General features: G+C 66.2%; 20 protein-coding genes. 11 read left to right on the forward strand and 9 right to left on the reverse strand.

The features are described from left to right. Position 1: 1 nt before the first annotated feature. The 3 genes from H149_RS0106360 to H149_RS0106370 form a co-directional block, all read right to left on the reverse strand. On the reverse strand, positions 2 to 1,084 hold the full coding sequence (locus H149_RS0106360) for a phosphotransferase family protein (protein WP_020648908.1): 1,083 nt from the start codon (positions 1,082 to 1,084) through the stop codon (positions 2 to 4). A 119-nt stretch (positions 1,085 to 1,203) separates the two neighbouring features. After that, positions 1,204 to 2,037, reverse strand: coding sequence for an SDR family oxidoreductase (locus tag H149_RS0106365; RefSeq protein WP_020648909.1), 834 nt, complete (start codon positions 2,035 to 2,037; stop codon positions 1,204 to 1,206). Next, positions 2,034 to 3,284: an acyl-CoA dehydrogenase family protein gene (locus H149_RS0106370; protein ID WP_020648910.1), complete on the reverse strand. Its 1,251-nt coding sequence runs from the start codon at positions 3,282 to 3,284 to the stop codon at positions 2,034 to 2,036. The genes H149_RS0106365 and H149_RS0106370 overlap by 4 nt, the downstream gene beginning before the upstream one ends. Before the next feature lie 106 nt (positions 3,285 to 3,390). Between H149_RS0106370 and H149_RS0106375 the strand changes: the two genes are divergently transcribed. Then, positions 3,391 to 4,302, forward strand: a complete 912-nt coding sequence (locus H149_RS0106375; protein WP_020648911.1) for a LysR family transcriptional regulator — start codon at positions 3,391 to 3,393, stop codon at positions 4,300 to 4,302. Positions 4,303 to 4,320: 18 nt separating this feature from the next. Here H149_RS0106375 and H149_RS0106380 read toward each other — a convergent pair whose 3' ends face one another. Continuing rightward, positions 4,321 to 5,205, reverse strand: coding sequence for a hypothetical protein (locus H149_RS0106380; RefSeq protein ID WP_020648912.1), 885 nt, complete (start codon positions 5,203 to 5,205; stop codon positions 4,321 to 4,323). 189 nt (positions 5,206 to 5,394) lie between these two features. Between H149_RS0106380 and H149_RS0106385 the strand changes: the two genes are divergently transcribed. From H149_RS0106385 to H149_RS0106410, 6 genes are all read left to right on the forward strand, one after another. Then, positions 5,395 to 6,108: a response regulator gene (locus H149_RS0106385; RefSeq protein ID WP_020648913.1), complete on the forward strand. Its 714-nt coding sequence runs from the start codon at positions 5,395 to 5,397 to the stop codon at positions 6,106 to 6,108. Beyond that, complete coding sequence (locus tag H149_RS22050) at positions 6,105 to 7,373, forward strand: ATP-binding protein (RefSeq protein ID WP_020648914.1); 1,269 nt, start codon at positions 6,105 to 6,107, stop codon at positions 7,371 to 7,373. Before H149_RS0106385 ends, H149_RS22050 begins: the two co-directional genes overlap by 4 nt. 131 nt (positions 7,374 to 7,504) lie before the next feature. Further along, the gene (locus H149_RS20015) at positions 7,505 to 8,767 is read left to right on the forward strand and encodes an NHL repeat-containing protein (RefSeq protein WP_154654669.1); all 1,263 of its coding nucleotides are present in this window, start codon (positions 7,505 to 7,507) and stop codon (positions 8,765 to 8,767) included. A gap of 47 nt (positions 8,768 to 8,814) precedes the next feature. Then, the gene (locus tag H149_RS0106400; protein ID WP_154654670.1) at positions 8,815 to 10,101 is read left to right on the forward strand and encodes a hypothetical protein; all 1,287 of its coding nucleotides are present in this window, start codon (positions 8,815 to 8,817) and stop codon (positions 10,099 to 10,101) included. Between the two features lie 240 nt (positions 10,102 to 10,341). Next, positions 10,342 to 10,554: a cold-shock protein gene (locus H149_RS0106405; RefSeq protein ID WP_020648917.1), complete on the forward strand. Its 213-nt coding sequence runs from the start codon at positions 10,342 to 10,344 to the stop codon at positions 10,552 to 10,554. A 183-nt stretch (positions 10,555 to 10,737) separates the two neighbouring features. After that, a complete protein-coding gene (locus H149_RS0106410; RefSeq protein WP_154654671.1) occupies positions 10,738 to 11,118 on the forward strand; it encodes a hypothetical protein in 381 nt (126 codons plus the stop codon). Positions 11,119 to 11,162: 44 nt separating this feature from the next. On the opposite strand, the gene H149_RS0106415 is transcribed toward H149_RS0106410, so the two are convergent. Next, positions 11,163 to 11,642: an SET domain-containing protein gene (locus H149_RS0106415; protein WP_020648919.1), complete on the reverse strand. Its 480-nt coding sequence runs from the start codon at positions 11,640 to 11,642 to the stop codon at positions 11,163 to 11,165. Between the two features lie 324 nt (positions 11,643 to 11,966). Here H149_RS0106415 and H149_RS0106420 point away from each other — a divergent pair, with 324 nt between their 5' ends. Then, the gene (locus H149_RS0106420; protein WP_039748354.1) at positions 11,967 to 12,863 is read left to right on the forward strand and encodes an alpha/beta fold hydrolase; all 897 of its coding nucleotides are present in this window, start codon (positions 11,967 to 11,969) and stop codon (positions 12,861 to 12,863) included. A gap of 76 nt (positions 12,864 to 12,939) precedes the next feature. Then, a complete protein-coding gene (locus tag H149_RS22055; RefSeq protein WP_154654672.1) occupies positions 12,940 to 13,500 on the forward strand; it encodes a hypothetical protein in 561 nt (186 codons plus the stop codon). Between the two features lie 61 nt (positions 13,501 to 13,561). Here H149_RS22055 and H149_RS0106430 read toward each other — a convergent pair whose 3' ends face one another. The 4 genes from H149_RS0106430 to H149_RS22625 all read right to left on the reverse strand — a co-directional run bounded on the left by H149_RS0106430 (position 13,562) and on the right by H149_RS22625 (position 16,417). Then, entirely contained in the window at positions 13,562 to 14,020 is a 459-nt protein-coding gene (locus tag H149_RS0106430; protein ID WP_020648922.1) for a flavodoxin family protein, read from the reverse strand. A gap of 74 nt (positions 14,021 to 14,094) precedes the next feature. Next, a complete protein-coding gene (locus tag H149_RS0106435) occupies positions 14,095 to 14,310 on the reverse strand; it encodes a ComEA family DNA-binding protein (protein ID WP_211213553.1) in 216 nt (71 codons plus the stop codon). A gap of 155 nt (positions 14,311 to 14,465) precedes the next feature. Then, entirely contained in the window at positions 14,466 to 15,986 is a 1,521-nt protein-coding gene (locus H149_RS0106440) for an O-antigen ligase family protein (RefSeq protein WP_083930849.1), read from the reverse strand. A 14-nt stretch (positions 15,987 to 16,000) separates the two neighbouring features. Continuing rightward, complete coding sequence (locus H149_RS22625) at positions 16,001 to 16,417, reverse strand: pilin (RefSeq protein ID WP_026352915.1); 417 nt, start codon at positions 16,415 to 16,417, stop codon at positions 16,001 to 16,003. Between the two features lie 288 nt (positions 16,418 to 16,705). Between H149_RS22625 and mntA the strand changes: the two genes are divergently transcribed. Further along, complete coding sequence (gene mntA, locus H149_RS0106450) at positions 16,706 to 17,098, forward strand: type VII toxin-antitoxin system MntA family adenylyltransferase antitoxin (protein ID WP_026352916.1); 393 nt, start codon at positions 16,706 to 16,708, stop codon at positions 17,096 to 17,098. Next, a complete protein-coding gene (gene hepT / locus H149_RS0106455) occupies positions 17,086 to 17,511 on the forward strand; it encodes a type VII toxin-antitoxin system HepT family RNase toxin (RefSeq protein WP_026352917.1) in 426 nt (141 codons plus the stop codon). Before mntA ends, hepT begins: the two co-directional genes overlap by 13 nt. Positions 17,512 to 17,531: the final 20 nt, after the last annotated feature.

Here is a 17,531-nt window from a genome sequence, read left to right on the forward strand (position 1 = left end):
CTCAGCGACGTGACTGGCGCATCAGCTTGCGGCTGCGCCAGATCAGATAGTTGGCGAGCAGCCAGAACTGCTTGAAGGCCGGGTTGCGCGTCTGCTGGTGGTGGTAGCGGTAGTAGATCTGCTGGATGATCACCGCCAGCCGGAACAGGCCGTAGACCTCGTAGAACGTCCAGTTCTGCGGCTTGAGGCCGGTTCTGGCGCAGTAGTAATCGACGATCTCGCGGCGCGTCATCATGCCCGGCAGGTGCGAGGGCTGGCGGCGCATGCTCTTGATGAAGCGGTCGTCGTCGGCCTGCGACCAGTACGCGAGCGTGGTGCCGAGCTCCATCAGCGGATCGCCCAGCGTCGCCATCTCCCAGTCGAGCACGCCGATCACGCGCGTCGGGTCGGCCGGATCGAAGACCAGATTGTCGAGACGCCAGTCGTTGTGGATCACACAGGTGGCGACGTCGTCCGGCGTGTTGGCTTTGAGCCAGCGCATCACGTCGGCGCCGCGCATCACGTTCCAGGTACGCGCCTTCTCCCAGCGGTCGCACCAGCCGTCGATCTGGCGCCGGCAGTAGCCGCTGCCCTTGCCGAGCTTGTCGAGGCCGGCGGCTTTCCAGTCGACGCGGTGCAGCTCGATGAGCTTGTCGAACACGTTCTCGCACAGGCGGCGCGTCTGCTCGGGCGTCAGCGTCACGCCCGGCGGCAGGTTCTTGCGCGGGATCATGCCGACGATGCGGTCCATCACGTAGAACTCGCAGCCGATCACCGTTTCGTCGCGGCACAGGCCGACCATGTTGGCGACCGCCGGATAGACGGGTTTGAGCGCCTTCTGCACCGCGTACTCGCGGTTCATGTCGTGCGCCGACTTGGCCTTGGTGCCCGACGGCGGACGGCGCAGGATCAGGTCGCGGTTCTCGTACTCGAGGCGGTAGGTCCAGTTCGACGCGCCGCCGGCGTATTGCGTGACCTTGGGTGTGCCGTGCAGCTCGATGCCCTGCGCCTGCAGCCAGGCAGTGACGGCGGCGGCGTCGAGTTCCTCGCCTTGGCGGACTTGGCCGCCGCGGTCGATGCGGGCGGATTCGGAAGCAGCAGTCATGGTCGGTCGATGAAAGCTTCGATCAAGGGGTTGACGGTATCCGGACATTCGCGCCCGGCCAAGGGGGCGCGCCGAACGCGGCCGGCATGCCCGGGCGCACGCCGGCCACGGGCGGCGTTTCAGGCCCCGGCGTCGCCACGCGCTGCGGCCTTGCCCATCATTTTCTTGGTCGCGCGCTGCATCAGGCCGGCGTAGACCGCGTACGGCAGCAGGCGCTTGAGCCGCCAGATGCGGGCCTCGCGCTTGTGCGTGAGGATGTGGAAATCGCCGCGCGCGACGCCGGCGTAGACGAGCTCGGCGATATCGTCGGCGCTGCGCCGCGCCTGCGTCACCAGCTTGCTCATCATGCGGTTCGAGTCGCCGTCGGCGGCACGCGCCGACTCGGCCAGGTTGGTGCGGAAGAACGCCGGGCAGACCACCGAAACCTGGATGCGATCGCGCGCGAGTTCGACTTTCAGCGTCTCCGACAGCGCGACGACCGCCGCCTTGGTGGCGTTGTACGCCGACATCAGCGGCGGATGGATCAGGCCGGCCATCGACGCAGTGTTGACGATATGGCCGCCGCCTTGTGCGGCCAGCAGCGGCGCGAAGACCTTGCAGCCGCGCACGACGCCGAGCAGGTTGATGTCGACGATCCACTGCCAGTCGGCGATCGGCAGCTCGCCGATCGCGCCGCTGGCAGCGACGCCGGCGTTGTTGAAGACCAGATCGACGCCGCCCCAGTGCTGCTGCAGCCACTGCGCGGCGGCGGCCAGGTCCGCTTCCTCGCGCACGTCGCAGCGCAGGTAGTGCGCGCGCCCGCCGCGTGCCTGCAGCGCCTGCACGGTTTCGGCGCCGCGGGCGTCGTTCAGGTCGGCGATGCAGACCGAGGCGCCGGCGCGCGCGTAGCGTTCGGCCAGCGCGCGGCCGAGCCCGGACGCGCCGCCGGTGATGAAGACGCGCGACGCGCTCATGCGCGGATGCCGCGCTCGGCCATCAGCTTGGTGTATTTGCCGAGTTCGACGCGGGCGATCATGCCGCGGTGCACGGCGTCCGGACCGTCGGCCAGGCGCATCACGCGGGCATTGGCGAACATCGCCGCGAGCGGGAAGTCGTTCGACAGGCCGGCGCCGCCGTGCATCTGGATCGCTTCGTCGACGACCTGCTGCAGGACGTTGGGCGCCACCACCTTGATCGCGGAAATCTCGGTCAGCGCGGCGAGCGCGCCGACCTTGTCGATCTTCCAGGCCGCGTACAGCGTCAGCAGGCGTGCCTGGTCGATCGCGATGCGCAGCTCGGCGATGCGCTCGCGATTGGCGCCGAGGTTGATGAGCGGCTTGCCGAAGGCGACGCGCGTCAGGCCGCGCTCGATCATCAGCTCCAGCGCGCGCTCGGCGGCGCCGATACAGCGCATGCAGTGGTGGATACGGCCCGGCCCGAGGCGGCCCTGCGCGATCTCGAAGCCCTTGCCGATGCCCTTGATGAGATTTTCCTTCGGCACGCGCACGTTCTCGAAGTGCACTTCGCCGTGGCCGTAGGGCTCATCGTACTCGCCGAACACGGTCAGCATGCGCTGGATCTTGACGCCGGGGGCGTCGAGCGGCACCAGCACCATGCTGTGCTGCTGGTGGCGGTTCGCCTTCGGATCGGACAGGCCCATGAAGATGGCGACCTTGCAGTCCGGATGACCGATGCCGGTCGACCACCACTTCTTGCCGTTGATGACGACTTCGTCGCCGTCGAGCACGGCGGTCGCTTGCATGTTGGTGGCGTCGCTCGACGCCACGTCCGGCTCGGTCATGCAGAACGCCGAGCGGATCTCGGCGGCCAGCAGCGGCTTCAGCCAGCGTTCCTTCTGCTCCGGGCTGCCGTACTTCCACAGCACTTCCATGTTGCCGGTGTCCGGCGCGTTGCAGTTGAACACCTCGGGCGCGATGAAGCTGCGGCCCATTTCCTCGGCCAGCGGCGCGTACTCGACGTGCGACAGGCCGGCGCCGAGTTCGGCGTCGGGCAGGAACAGGTTCCAGAGGCCGGCGGCGCGCGCCTGGGCCTTCAGCGCGGCGACCTGCGGCGACACCGTCCATTTCTGCCAGTCGCCGCTGCTGCGCGCGGTTTGCTGTTCGTGCAGCAGGGCCGTCTCGACGGGCGCGACCTGCTCGCGCATGAACTGGCGGACGCGTTCGATGAGGTCCTGTGCGCGGGGACTGTGCGCGAATTCCATGGCCGTTTCTCCTCCGGGAGATGGTTTGATGCGCACACCTTACGACGCGCCGGATCATTCGATCCACTAATATTCCTGAATCATTTTTCATTCATATGGCGAATGAATGAGCCGCATCGACCTCAACCTGTTCCGCGTTTTCGACGCCGTCTACCGGGCCGGCAGCCTGACGCAGGCGGCCGCGCAGCTGCATCTCACGCAGCCGGCGATCAGCAATGCGCTGGCGCGCCTGCGCGCGCAGTTCGGTGACCCGCTGTTCGTGCGCGACGGGCGCCGCATCGCGCCGACCCCGCGCGCCCGCGCGGTCGCGCCGGAGATCGCGGCGGCCCTGCAGCTGCTGCAGCAGACGCTGTCGGCGCCGCAGGCTTTCGAGGCGGCGTCGGCGTCGCGCCGCTTCGTGATCGGCATGCGCGATCTGCTCGAGTTCGCGCTGCTGCCGCGGCTGACGCAGGAACTGTTGCGCGACGCGCCGAAGCTGCAGTTGCAGAGTGCGCGCATCGAGCGGCGCAAGATCGAGCGCGAGCTCGCGGCCGGCGCACTGGATCTGTCGATCGACGTGCCGATGCCGGTCGGCGAGGGCATCGTCCAGGAGGCGCTGTTCGAGGAGCATCTGTGCGTGGCGATGCGGCGCGATCACCCGCTTGCGAAGCGTACGTTGGGCATCCGGCAGTGGCTCGGTGCGCGGCATGTGGTGGTGTCGTCGCGGCGCATCGGCCAGGTGCTGGAGGATGGCGTGCTGCAGCGCGAGGGTCTGCGCCGCGACATCGCGCTGCGCTGCCAGCATTACTACGCGGCCTGCCATGTCGTGGCCAGCAGCGATCTGCTGCTCGTCCTGCCGCGCTACTACGGCGAATGGTTCACGGCGCACCTGCCATTGAAGCTGGTGCCGCTGCCGCTGGCCATGCCGAGCCTGCAGGTCATGCTCTACTGGCCGCGCAACGCCGAGCACGACCCCGGCCATGCCTGGCTGCGCGAGCGCATTCGCGCGCTCACGGCCCGCGGGGCGCCGCGTCCCTGAGAGGGCGGTGCCGCGCGATCAGTCGAAGCTGATGGTGGTCGTGCTGCCGGCGGCGACCGTGGCGTTCACGGTGTCGAGAAAGCCGAGACTGTCGGAGGCGTTCGGGGCGTCGTTGGCCGCCTTGCAGGTCCACGCCACGGTGTAGCTGCCGGCCGGCAGATTGCGGATCTCGAACAGGTACTCGCTGTTCGAGGAATCGTAGTCGAGCGGCGACGAGGCGAGGGGCTGGTCGCTGTGCGCATTGCTGCCATCGTCGTAGTAGTCGGTGGGCGTGACGCCGGAGCCGCTGTAGACGTAGACGGCGACACCGCTGCCGGCCGAACTGCCGCAGCTGCCGCCGGTCACCGAGCTTTCGGGGATCGAGCCGCTGATCGTGCCGCCGTTGCCGCTCTTGACGGCGCGGATGACGGGCGTGAATTCATACCCGGTGCCGGCGCTGTTCTTCACCAGAGAGAACGGCAGTTCGAGCGTCGTGATGATCCGGGCCGAATCGCCGCTCGACGTGCCGCTGTCGGACAGCGACAGGCTGATGCTCGCGTAGCTGGCCTGGCTCGACAGCGAGATCGGCAGCTGCGCGCCGCTGCTCAGCTGGACGTACGCGTCGGTGGTGTCAAATACCGGCCGGATGCCGACGAAATCGCCCGACAGATTGTTTTCGTTGATCAGTTCGAGCTGGCCTTCGTAGCGGTCGTCGTCGTTGAAGCTTTCCGAACGGCTGTACGGCGTCACGTCGAACGGGTTGTCGATGCCGGTGCCGTATTCGTCGACGCTGCCGTCGTCGGATTCCAGGTCCACGTCGGTGATGTTGAGTACCACTTTGCTGACGCCGCTGGGCGCGGCGACGGCCAGGTCGACGCTGAGCTGGGATTCGCAGCCGGCGAGCAGGATGGTGCCGAGAAGCACGGAAACGGGCGGAAGCTGACGATGAGAGGGCATGGCGTGCGCGGCATGAAATCGATGACGACACGGTAGACGCTGCGCCCATATCCAGGGGTTTCGTCCGGCACTGGATTTGTTTCGAAGTGTATCGGCCTGGAACAGCCCGTGGCCGGCGCTGTCAGACTGCGAGGGAGCCTGCCGGAAGTTGCGCGCGTGAACAAAGCCAAAGTGTTGCTGGTCGACGACGACGTCCGTCTGCGCCAGATGATGGCGGAATACCTGCTCCGTCACGGTATCGAATCCGAGGGCGTCTCGACCGCCGCGGCTGCCGTGCGGGCGCTGGCGCGCACGCGTTTCGATCTGCTCGTGCTCGATCTGATGCTGCCGGACGACGACGGTATCGCGCTGTGCCGGCGGCTGCGCTCGGCCGCGACGCCGATTCCGATCATCATCCTGTCGGCCAAGGGCGACGATGTCGATCGCATCGTCGGTCTTGAGGTCGGCGCCGACGATTACCTGGCGAAGCCCTGCAACCTGCGCGAGCTGGTCGCGCGCATCTTCACGGTGCTGCGCCGCATCGGCCAGTCGCCACGCGCCGACGCCGTGTCCACGCCCAAGCAGGTCGGCATCGGTGAATTCGAGCTCGACTTGTGGTCGCGCGCGCTGACCCGACACGGCGACGCGGTGCACATCACCACGCGCGAGTACCAGCTGCTCGAGGCCCTGGTCCTGCACGCGCGCCGCGTGCTCAACCGCGACGAGCTGATGACCTTGACCAACGGACGCCCGAGCGATTCGCTGTCGCGCTCGATCGACATCCTGATCTCGCGTCTGCGTCAGGTGCTCGAACCGGATCCGTCGTCGCCGCGCTACATCCAGACGGTGTGGGGCCGTGGCTACATGTTCGTGCCCGACCAGCCGGCATGAGCCTGCGCTGGTGGCTGGGCCTGCTGGTGGCCGCGGCGGTGATCGCGGTGCCCACGATCAACGTGGTTCTGCTGCATTTCTTCCCGCCGCCGGTACCGGAGTTCCGGCTCGCGGATTGTCCGCCGGTGCTCGTCGAGTCCGGGCGTGCGTCGCCCTGGGCCTGCGCGCACGCCCGCGACGGCGGCCAAGGCGCGGCGGGGCCGGGCGCCGCGCCGGGCACGGCTGATACAGAAGCGGGGCCTCCGGCGCCGGACGAACGGCCGCCGCCGCGCTTCGCGGGCGAAGGCGGCGACCCTGCGCTGCGCATGCCGCCGCGGGAACCGCGCGCAAGCGTCGGTTTCGGTGCGCCGCTGGTGATGGCGACGCGCGACGGCTTCGGGCCGAGGGGCGGGGCGTTCGAAGCGGTCGGCCGGCATTTCCTGTGGATCAATCTGGTCAGCCTCGGCATCGTCGTGGTGCTGGCGATGCTGGCGTTCTCGCTGATTGTGCGCTGGCCGCTGCGCGGCCTGCTGCTGGCCATCGAGGACGTCGAGCACGGCGGCATCCCGGCGGCCGGCGGCATGATGGCCATGCCCCGCGAGCTGCGCCAGATCGGCACCGCGCTGCATCGCCTGGCTCGGCAGCTGCAAGGCGGCAACCAGGAGCGCGAAACCATGCTGGCCGGCATGTCGCACGATCTGCGCTCGCCGCTCGCCCGTATCCAGGCGGCGATCGAACTGCGCGCCCGTCCGGACGAGGACTGGACGCCGGTGCTGCGCGACGTCCACGAGATCGACCACATCATCGGCCAGTGCATCGACTACGTCCGCGACGGGCAGGACGAGCCGAGCGTGCCGCTGTCGCTCGATGAGCTGGTGCGTGCGGTGATCCGACCGGCATCCGATCAGGACGTCGAGCTAGCGCTGGCGGCGCCGGAACGGCTGCCGCTGCGCCGGCAGTCGATGATGCGGGCGGTACGGAACCTAATCGACAATGCGCGGGTCCATGGTTCCGCGCCGATCCGCGTCCGTACCTTCCGCGAGGGGGGGGATGCGGTTCTGAGCGTCGAGGACGAGGGGGCAGGCATCGATCCGCAGCAATGGGAGCGCCTGCTCAAGCCGTTCGCCCAAGGCGCCCGGGCCCGCAGTCCGGGTGGTGCCGGGCTGGGGTTGGCGATTGTCCAGCGGGTGGCCGCGCAGCATGGCGGCCGTCTGGTAATGCGGGTGGTGAGTCCGGGGACGCCGTTCGCGGTCCAGTTGCGTCTCCCGGCGGATTCGGTAGGGTAGTGCGCCTTTTTCTAGGGAGTCGGCGCTGGTGATACAGTCCGACACAAAGCCATTCACAACGCTGGGCGAGCGGCGCTCATGATATGTTAGCCGCCGTCCGCTCGGCCCCCAGTCTCTTTGCGAGGAGCATCATGCGTTTCAGTCGTGTCAGCCCGACGTTCCCGTCCGTCACCCGTAAGTCTTTGTCCAAGCCGGCCCTGCTCAAGCCGGCCCTCGCCGCGACGGTGGCCGTGCTGCTCGCCGCCTGCGGCGGCGGCGGCGGTGGCAACAAGAAGAATCTCGAGGAAGCCTATACCGTCGTCGGCCAGGCGGACTTCAAGACCGGCACCGCGGCCAGCCCGAGCGCCTCGACGCTGCGCAGCCCGCAGAGCAATGTCGCGACCAACGGCACCAAGTTTGCCGTCGCCGATACCTCGAACAACCGCATCCTGATCTGGAACTCGATTCCGTCGAGCAACGGCGCCGCGGCTTCGGTGGTGCTGGGACAGGCCGACTTCTCGACGCGCACGGCCGCGACCACGCAGGCCGGCCTGAACTCGCCGCTGTCGGTGTTCATCAGCAATGAGGACAAGCTCGTCGTCGCCGACCAGGGCAACCACCGCGTGCTGATCTGGAACACGATCCCGACCGCCAGCAATACGCCGGCGGATGTCGTCGTCGGTCAGGACAGCTTCACCGCCAAGCAGGTTGACCTCGATGGCGTTGACGGCAAGCCGTCGGCGCGCGGCCTGGACGGCCCGGTCGATGCGATCGTCACGACGGACGGCAAGCTGATCGTCGCCGACACCGGCAACAACCGCGTCCTGGTGTGGAATTCGATCCCGACCAGCAACGGTCAGGCCGCGAATATCGTGCTGGGTCAGGTCGACTTCACGTCGAATGACGACGACGACGAAGCCGACGCGATGTACGCCCCGCGCGGCCTGTGGAGCGACGGCGCCAAGCTGATGGTCGCCGACAGCGGCAACAACCGCATCCTCTACTGGCCGAACCTGCCGCAGACGAGCACGTCGAAAGCCAGCTATGTCGTCGGCCAGACCGACTTCTCGCGCAATACCGCGGGCACCTCGGCTTCGACGCTGCGCAATCCGGTCGCGGTGTCGTCGGACGGCGCCGGCTTCTACGTTGCCGACGCCGGCAACAACCGCGTGCTGCGTTTCGATTCACTGCCGACTTCGAACGGCATGAGCGCGGACTTCGTTTATGGCCAGGACAACGACAGCTTCGCGGCGTCGACGGCCAATGACGAGAACCAGGACGGTACGCGTGACGACGACCCGTCGGCCAAGACCCTGAGCGGTCCGACCGGCGCCTTCGTTTACGACAACAATCTGTACGTCACCGACAGCAGCAACAACCGCGTCCTGTTCTTCAACCCGTTTGCCACCCCATGATGGCAAGTCGTTTCAGCCGCGGCGCCTGTCTGGGCGCCGCGGTTTTTTTGCTGGCAGCTTGCAAGAACTCGAATCCGGTTGGTGAGGGTACGGGGCCGACGGCGCTCTGGATTCAGTCCGGCACGTCGACCTCCGGGGCCCAGATCATCGAGTGCGGCACCACGGCGCTGAGCGCGATCGCGCGCTTCGAGGGTGACCACGATTCGCAGTCGGACGTCAGCTCGCGCGTCGTCTGGACCAGCAGCAATCCGGGCGTGATCGACGTCAGCAACGGCGATCTCGAGACCTACCCCGGCTCGGGCTCGTACTTCTCGGCCGGTACGGTGGTGGCCCGCACCACGGGCGTCGCGACGATTCATGCGTCCTATGGCGACGGAGCATTGACGGCCAGCTTCGGTGTCGATGCCAAGCCGATCAGCGGCATGCGCATCTGGCCGGAGCTGACGCGCATGGCGCCGAACTCGCAGGCCAAGTTCTACCTCTACGTGCATCCCGAGAACGATGCGCTCGAGCAGGATCTGACGGGCAGCGCGGTCTGGTCGATTCCGAGTTCGTCGCCGGCGGCCTACATTGCCTCGGGCTCGACGGTGCAGGGCTCGACCAATCCGCTCGACACGCCGTTCACGCTCGAGGCGCGGCTGTATACCTGCGACCAGAAGATCACGCGCACGATCAGCCTCGGCAAGGTCAGCGGACTGAACCTGAGCTATGAGCAGCCCGCCGGCAACGCGGTGCCGATCGGCATCGACGACCGCGTGCGGGTCGACGCGGTTTTCGAAGACACCTCGGCGATTCCGCAGAATCTCTCGAGCCAGCTCGTCATCAAGAACGCCGACGGCTACGACCCGGATATCGCGTCGACTTCGACCACGACGTCCAATACGACCGTCACCTCGGGAACCACGGCGCAGCTGGGGGCCAACGACTACCTGCTGGTCGGCGGGCTGCAGGACAAGAAGCCGGTGAAGCTGCAGCTGACCTACGACAAGTCGGGTCTGAATCTGGTGGCGCTGACCCGCGAATACACATTCGCGAACATCGACGTGACCAGCCTGCGGGTCGATCCGGCGAGCGTCGATCTGACGTTCCCGGATCTCGGCCAGCTGTCGGCCTACGCGACCTTCGAGGATGGCATCGAGCGGCCGTTCACGCGCTTCGTGACTTGGAGTACCGAGAATTCCGACTTGCTGGCTTCGATCGGTGCCAGCGGGATCGACGGAGGGCTGCTGACCCCGCTGAATGTCGGTGGCGAGGCCAAGGTATTCGCCAATTACACGAGCGATGTGGTGGGCAAGCTTGAGGAGCGGGTGATCGTCAACGTGCATCACAACTGACGGAAATTCCGGCTCGCGCGGCAGCCTCCAGCAGTGCTAATTTCGCGGCAGGGCAGGGGGTTCCACTGCGTGGCGGGAACGGTGTACATTCCTACTCGCAGTTGCTTCAAGCAAAAGTAACAGCGCGGTACACGGGGTCGTGACGTTGGCAGTAAGGACCTCCGGCTACGTTTCTTGATCGCTTCTTGCACTGGAGTGGGTGTAAGCCCGTTTTTCAATTGACGTCAGAGGGAATGTTGCATGTCTAATGTCTCGACCGGCACCGTCAAATGGTTCAACGATGCCAAGGGTTTTGGTTTCATCACGCCGGAAGGCGGTGGTGAGGATCTCTTCGCACACTTCCGTGAGATCCAGGGCAGCGGCTTCAAGACCCTGAAGGAAGGCCAGAAGGTGCAGTACGAAGTGCGTCGCGGCCCGAAGGGCCTGCAGGCCGCGGCGATCCGCCCGCTCTGAGCGCGCTCACCTTCTCGGCAGTTTGCCGATCGAAACCGCGGTTTGCCCCGCGGTTTTTTTTCGCCTGCGCAATGGCCGCGCGCTTCTCGGGCGCTCGGTTTCCATATCGATGATCGTGGTCCGGATCGGAAGCAGGCGTGCTGCGATTGCGGGGGTGCGATGAGAGCAGCGAGCGCCGTTCGCGTGGCGGCATGGCTCGATCTGGCCGCCACCGCCCCGCTGGCGGTGCCGGGACTGGAAGCCTGGTGGTTGCGCTTGCTGTTGAGCGGCGGCGGCTGGTGGACGCTGCCGCCGTCGTGGTCCCTGTCGGCCTCGGGGCTCATGCTCGCGCAACTGTCCGGAGTGTTCGGCATCTGCTGGAACGGGGCTCGGGCCTGCTGGCCGGGCGATCGCCGACTGGTGACGATCGACGGGGTAGCGCGGATCGCGGTCGCCGGACTTCTGCTGCGTTTCCATGCGCTGGGCGGACCGCCCAGCCTGCTCGTCTTTGTCGTGACCGAACTGTGTGGCGCGGTCATCGCGGCATTGGCGGTGCTGCCGTTATCCCGACGAAACCTCACTTGAAGCCGTGTGCGATGCCGAGCGCGTCGGGATCGAGGCGGTTGCCTTCAGCTTGCGCGTTTGCGCTTCGGCCGCAGCATCGTGCCTGTGCAGCGCTTCTTGCCGCAGCGGCATGCCCAGATCTTGCGCAGGCGCGGCGTGTGCGGCTCATCGAGCGTGATGCCGTAGTCGTACGTCAGCTCTTCGCCGGCGCGGACCGGTTTGATGGTCTCGATGAAGATCCGGTCGTGCGCGCGCCGCCCCTTCGGGTCCTCGACGATCACGGCTTCGCAGTTCGGCTCGCAGCTGGTGTTGATCCAGCGCGCGATGTTGCCGCCGACGTTGGCATCGACTACGTACTCGTCGTTCAGCGTGAACAGAAAGGTGTGGCCGGAGTCGTAATCGCCGCCGTAGCAGTCGTCGACCTCCGAGTGACTGCGAAGCTGGCCGCGATAGCGGACCAGACGGGTGCCGGCGGGTAGGTCGCAGGCGGCGAAGACGCCGTTGCCGTGGATGGGAGAGCGACGAAGAACGAGCTTGCGGGACATGTGGGGCGGTGCATTTTCGGGGGCGCCATTCTCCCGCAAATTCCGTGCAGCGGTATCGCGGCTGGATGCCTGCCGCGGTACTGCTTGTCGAGCCGCGGGGCCTGTTGCGCGTGCGGCGGTGCGGACCGACCGCCGGCCGGGGCTCGAACACCACTGGGCCGAATGCATCCGGCGATTCGACTTGCCGTTCGCGGCAGACGTCGGGCGTTGTGCTCGCAGCCGGGATTGCGCGCTGGCCGGCCGGACATCGATGTCCAGTCTTCGGCGATGGCGGTGCGCGCGGCGGCTTCGTAAGCTCGGCAGCGACTTCAAAGGATGCGCGTCATGCCGCAGCTGAATGCCAATGGCCTGTCCCTGCACTACGAACTGTCGGGACCCGAGGACGGACCTGCAGCGCTGCTGATCATGGGCCTGGGCGGACAGTTGATTACCTGGCCCGAGCCGTTCTGTGCGGCGCTGGCCGCTGCGGGCTATCGGGTCATCCGCTTCGACAATCGTGATGCAGGCCTCTCGACGCGATTTACGTCGCTGGGCAAGCCGAACCTTCTGAAGGCCGGCATTGCCAGTACGTTGCGCTGGCCTCTGCGCGCGCCGTATTCACTCGACGACATGGCGGCCGACGCGCTGGCCTTGCTGGATGGGCTCGGCATCGCGTCGGCGCACGTCGTCGGCATTTCGATGGGCGGCATGATTGCGCAGCTGATGGCCTTGCGGCAGCGCGAGCGTGTGCGCAGCCTCAGCCTGCTGATGACGCATTCGGGCCATCCATGGCTGCCCGGGCCGCGCTGGCCGATTCGCTGGCGCATGGTGCGGCGCCCTGGTCTGCGCGAGCGCGAAGACATCATCCGCTACTCGATGCAGACCTTGCAGCTGATCGGCAGCCCCGCTTTCAGGCCCGATCCCGCGGCGCTTTACGCGCAGATCGCCCGCCAGTATGACCGCAGCTACCATCCCGCCGGCGTCGCGCGCCAGACCGCGGCGATTCTCGCGGCGCCGGATCGCAGCGCGGCGCTGCGCGCATTGCGAGTGCCAACGCTGATCCTGCATGGGCAGCAAGATCCGCTGATTCCGGTGGCGGCCGCGCACCAGCTTCTGCGTCTGATGCCGCAGGCGCGGCTCGAACTGTTCGAGGGCATGGGCCACGATCTGCCGGCGCCCTTGCTGGAGCCCTTGGCCGCCCACATCGTCGCGCACTGGGATTCGAGCGCGTCGGCGGGCTGACGCAAGCGGTTCAGCGGCGATCAAGCCGGTGGCGGCAAAGCTTCCGCGCCTTACTGGAATCAATGCGGGAGGATGCGTGAACACTGCCAAGCTTCGTAAAGCCGGGCTTCGTCTCGGCCTGATGGCGCTACTCGGGGCCCCGGTGCTGGCCCAGGCCTACGATTACAACTATCTCGAAGGCGGCTACCTCAATCGCGATCAGCCGGGTGACGACAGTGGCCTGCGCGTGCAGGGCAGCTTCGACATCGCCTCGCCGATCGCGGTCTTCGCCGAGTACGCCGATGTCGATCACTACGACCAGCTCAGCATCGGCGCGCTCTATCACACGCCGCTCGACCGCACGCTCGATCTCGTGCTGGGCGCATCCTTCGAAACCTACGATGACGGCCATGACGACGACAGCGGTTTCGGCCTGCGCGGCGGCTTGCGCTGGACGCTGCCGCAGACCCGGCTCGAGTTGAATCCCGAGCTGCGCTATGTCGACTACGGTCACGACGACGGCCTGTCGCTGCGGCTCGGCGCGCTGTATCCGCTGACGCCGGCGCTCGCGCTGCAGGGCGGCGTGCAGGCCGGCGACGACGATCGCTTCGACATCGGCGTGCGCTACAGCTTCGGACCGCAGCGTACCTATCGCTGACGCTGCAGGCCGCTTCGCTCACGGGCGAAGCGGCCGCGTTGGGCGCAGCGCGATCCGGCGTTCAGAAAATGCCGGCGGCCAAGCCGGCCGCTATGGCTTCGCCGAGTTCGCGGCATTGCGCGAGCGCTGCCTCGTCCGGCTCGCCGATGACGATCAGCGGCTCGGCGACCGCCTTCCAGCGATAGCCGGTGGCGATCCGTTCGACGGCGCGCACCGTGCCGCTGCCGTCGTTGCCGGCGCTGACGAACAGCGCGTAGGGAAGCCCGAGCGTGCGACCCTCGGCGGGATAGAAGGTCCGATCGAAGAAATCCTTCAGCAGGCCCGCCATGTAGCCGAGCTTCTCGGGCGTGCCCAGCAGCAGGCCGTCGGCCCACAGTAGGTCATCCACCGTCGCCTGCTCGGCGCGCAGGTGGCGCAGCTCGATCGCGGCTCCGGATTGCTTCGCGCCTGCCGCGACCGCCGCGCCGAGTCTGGCGGTGCGGCCGGATTCGCCGACATGGATCAGGAGCAGATGCTTCATGGCGCGATGGTGCCACGCGCCGTTCCAACAAAAAACGGGCGGAAGATCCGCCCGTTCTAGAAGAGTGTCATCGCCTATTTCGCCGCCTTCGCCCCGCCGCCGACCGTGATCTCGGATTCGAGCATCTTGTAGGTCTTGTCGCCGATGCCGTCGACCTTCTTCAGATCCTCCTTCGACTTGTACGGCCGGTGCTCGATGATCGCCTTGGCTTTCGCCGGGCCGATGCCGGGCAGCTTTTCGAGTTCCTTCTGGCTCGCAGTATTGATGTCGACGATTGCGAAGGCCGGCATGCTCACTGCCACGGCGATGCCCAATGCGAGTGCTCGGATGAATCTGTTCATCGCAAATCCCCCAACCAGCATGCACATGCATGCGCGGCCAATATTTTCTCTATCCGAATCGGGGGCAAGCGCGCTTTGCGAAGTCGATCACTGTCGCGGCAAGTTTATTGCGGCGGATTGAGACGCGGATCAATGTGTTCGCCCGGTGGGAACTCCGGGATCGATGCCTCGGAGGATGTCAGGCGACAGGTCTTCGAATAAGGAATCAGTCCCTGGGACCACAGGCGAGGGAATACGGTGCTGCCGCGAGGCAACTGGACCGAGTCGGGTTGAATGCAGGTTCTGCCAAGCGATATCGCCATTCCTGATGCGGCGAGACAGAACACGGCGAGCACGCTCCGGAGCAGGCGGGAACGCCCTTTCGTCAGCTCAACAGCATTTCTCCGGGAAGGTATAGAGATGCCGATGAGCAAGACGGCGATCAGCTGGCTGACGGGATCGTTGAAGACGTTGGCAACGAGGCCGTGTACGAGCGCGGCCGTTGCCCCCGCAAAGATGGCCGTATCGATCGCCGCGTCCCTCTTTTCGGTGGGCTGGCCGGCAGCATTTCGAAGCCTGATGCTTTGCGCTGTCGCCCAGAACCACCACGCGCCTAGCGCAAAAAGCATCATCGCCGCGGGGATTCCCCACTCCGCGGCAAACTGCAGTGCAAAGTCGTGGGTTCCTGCACCGAAGACCTTGGGATGGTGATCGACGGCCGAATATTGCATGGGGCCGATGCCGATCCAGGGTGAGGACTGGATGTCGGCCCATGCTGCTGCATTGAGCTGGGCGCGACCGTTCAGTGCAGTCATCGCCAGACGGCGCGAAGTCGCCAGGCCAGAACTCGTTTCCACGACGCGCCACAGCAGGAAACCGAGCATGCCCATCAACAACTGCCATCTGGCGTAAGAGCGGCCGGTCTGGCCTAGAAACAGGCATGCGAGCATCGCCATTCCGATTCCCACCACAGCGCCACGGCTACCCGTGCCGATGACTTGCGCGCTAATCGCGACTGCGGCGGCCGTGCAGCAGAAGCGGGTGATCGTTCGATGTCGGTCGAGCAGCAGGGGGACGCACCAGAGCAACGGCAAGGCCCAGGTGGCCGCTTTGGCGAAAAAGCGTGGCGTGGTGAACGGCAGCCATGCGGAGGCGAGCCCGCGTGCGTCGGATGTTGCAAATGCTGCAATAAAATCGATCAACAAACGGGTGCCGAGCACCAGCGCGCCGGCACTCGTGACCAATATGATCAGGGGGCGCAGGTTGTCGTGCGTGGCCGTCCATTCGCGTGCGGCCAATCCTGCGCACGCCAGGGCACTCATCAGCCCAAGTTCGACGAATCCGTATGTGGGGAACTCGGCGAAGCTGGCGGAAACCACTCCGATGGCCAGCAGCGCGAGAAAGGCAGTGCGCGCTCCGCGCGGCAGCGGCGCTCCCGATCTGGCGAAGAGCGGGAGCAGCAATGCGAACAGCGCGAACTGGACGATCCGGACTTCGTCGTAGCGTGTCTGCAGGAGCTCGACGGGTTCCCAGCCGGACATCGCCCACGCCGCGCCGGCTGCGAGCAAAAAAATAGTCAGGGTTTGCATTGCAGCAAAAAAAGAGCCGCTCCTTCGGAGCGGCTCTTTGCTGACAGCGGCCAGCATTTCCTGATTCAGGATCAGGTACCGCGGCAGTTGGCCGGGAGGTACTTGGCCTTAGTCATATCATCGGTGGAGCAGGCCCAAGTCACGCCGCTATCGGCGGTTGCCTGAGTCGGAGTCAGAATAACTTTTACACTTTTAACCGCAGCGGTGCCTGTAACAGTAATTTTACCAGCAGCCACAACGAGGGAGGCGATATTGCCAATGGCTTGGTCGGTGCAACCTGCCGCATTGGTATCGGCAGGGGCAGAACCGTTAGTGATGTAATATTCAGAAACTGAAGCTTTGCAAGCATCTGCTGCGGTAATTAATTCAGTAACCTTCGACCGGACAATGTAGTCCTGATACGCCGGGATGGCGATGGCGGCCAGGATGCCGATGATCGCGACGACGATCATCAGTTCGATCAGCGTAAAGCCCTGCTGCTTCTTCATGTGGATCTCCATAAGTGGTGGTTCAAACCCCGCTGGGACGGCCCCGCGTAGGAATCTTCGGGCAAGGGATATGCCAGGGTTCGTACATCAATAAAACCTACTACTTGCATGTTCGTGCCCGGAGCGGAGCTGACGTGACCGGTCGCTTTATGGTCGGTTTGTGACGTAGAACGTCACTTTTTGGCGGTCGGCAGGGCCGGGTGGCGTTGATCCGCCCGCGCCGGTTCTTCGCCAGCGAGCGGACTGCTTTAAGATCCCGACATGCGCCGGCATTCCCAGGCAGTCGAGATGTCCCCCGATACGCGGGCGGCGATCGTGGCTGTGCTTTCCCGGCAGCCCGACATTCGCTTCGCGATGCTGTTCGGTTCGGCCGCCGCCGGTCGCCTGCGCCCGGGCAGCGATGTCGATCTCGCGGTGCTGGCGGAGCGACGGCTGTCCGCTGCACGGAAAATGGCGATCATCGGCGACGTCGCGGAGGCGACGGGGCGTCCGGTCGATCTGATCGATCTGCAGGCGGCCGGTGAGCCGCTGCTGGGCCAGATACTCCGGCATGGCGTGCGCCTGCTCGGCGACGATGCCGATTACGCGGCCCTGCTGCGGCGGCACATGTTCGATTCGGAAGATTTCCTGCCGTATGTCGAGCGCATGCTGGCGGAAAGGCGGCGGGCGTGGATCGGTTGATTCTCGAACGCAAGCTCGACTCGCTGCGCCGTTGCCTGGGCCGAGTGCGCGACCGGTGCCCGGAGGACGTCGCGGCGCTGACGGCGGACGTCGACGCACAGGATGTGCTGGTGCTGAACTTGAGCCGGGCCGTACAGATCTGCGTGGACCTCGCCGCTCATCTGCTGTCGTCGCTGGACTTGCCGCCGCCGGATACGATGGGCCAGGCCTTCGAGCGCCTGCGGCAGGCCGGCCTGCTCGACGAGGATCTGGCGCTTCGGCTGCGCAAGGCCGTTGGTTTTCGCAATGTCGCGGTCCATGCCTACGACGCGATCGACTGGGCGATCGTGTTCAGCATCGCGACGCGGCATCTGGGTGACTTCGAGCGCTTCGCGCGGGTTGTCGTGACGTGCGCGCTGGATCGCGCGGACTGATTCGGCAGCTCGGCTTCCCG

This window comes from Solimonas variicoloris DSM 15731 (assembly GCF_000382285.1).
Classification (GTDB): domain Bacteria; phylum Pseudomonadota; class Gammaproteobacteria; order Nevskiales; family Nevskiaceae; genus Solimonas; species Solimonas variicoloris.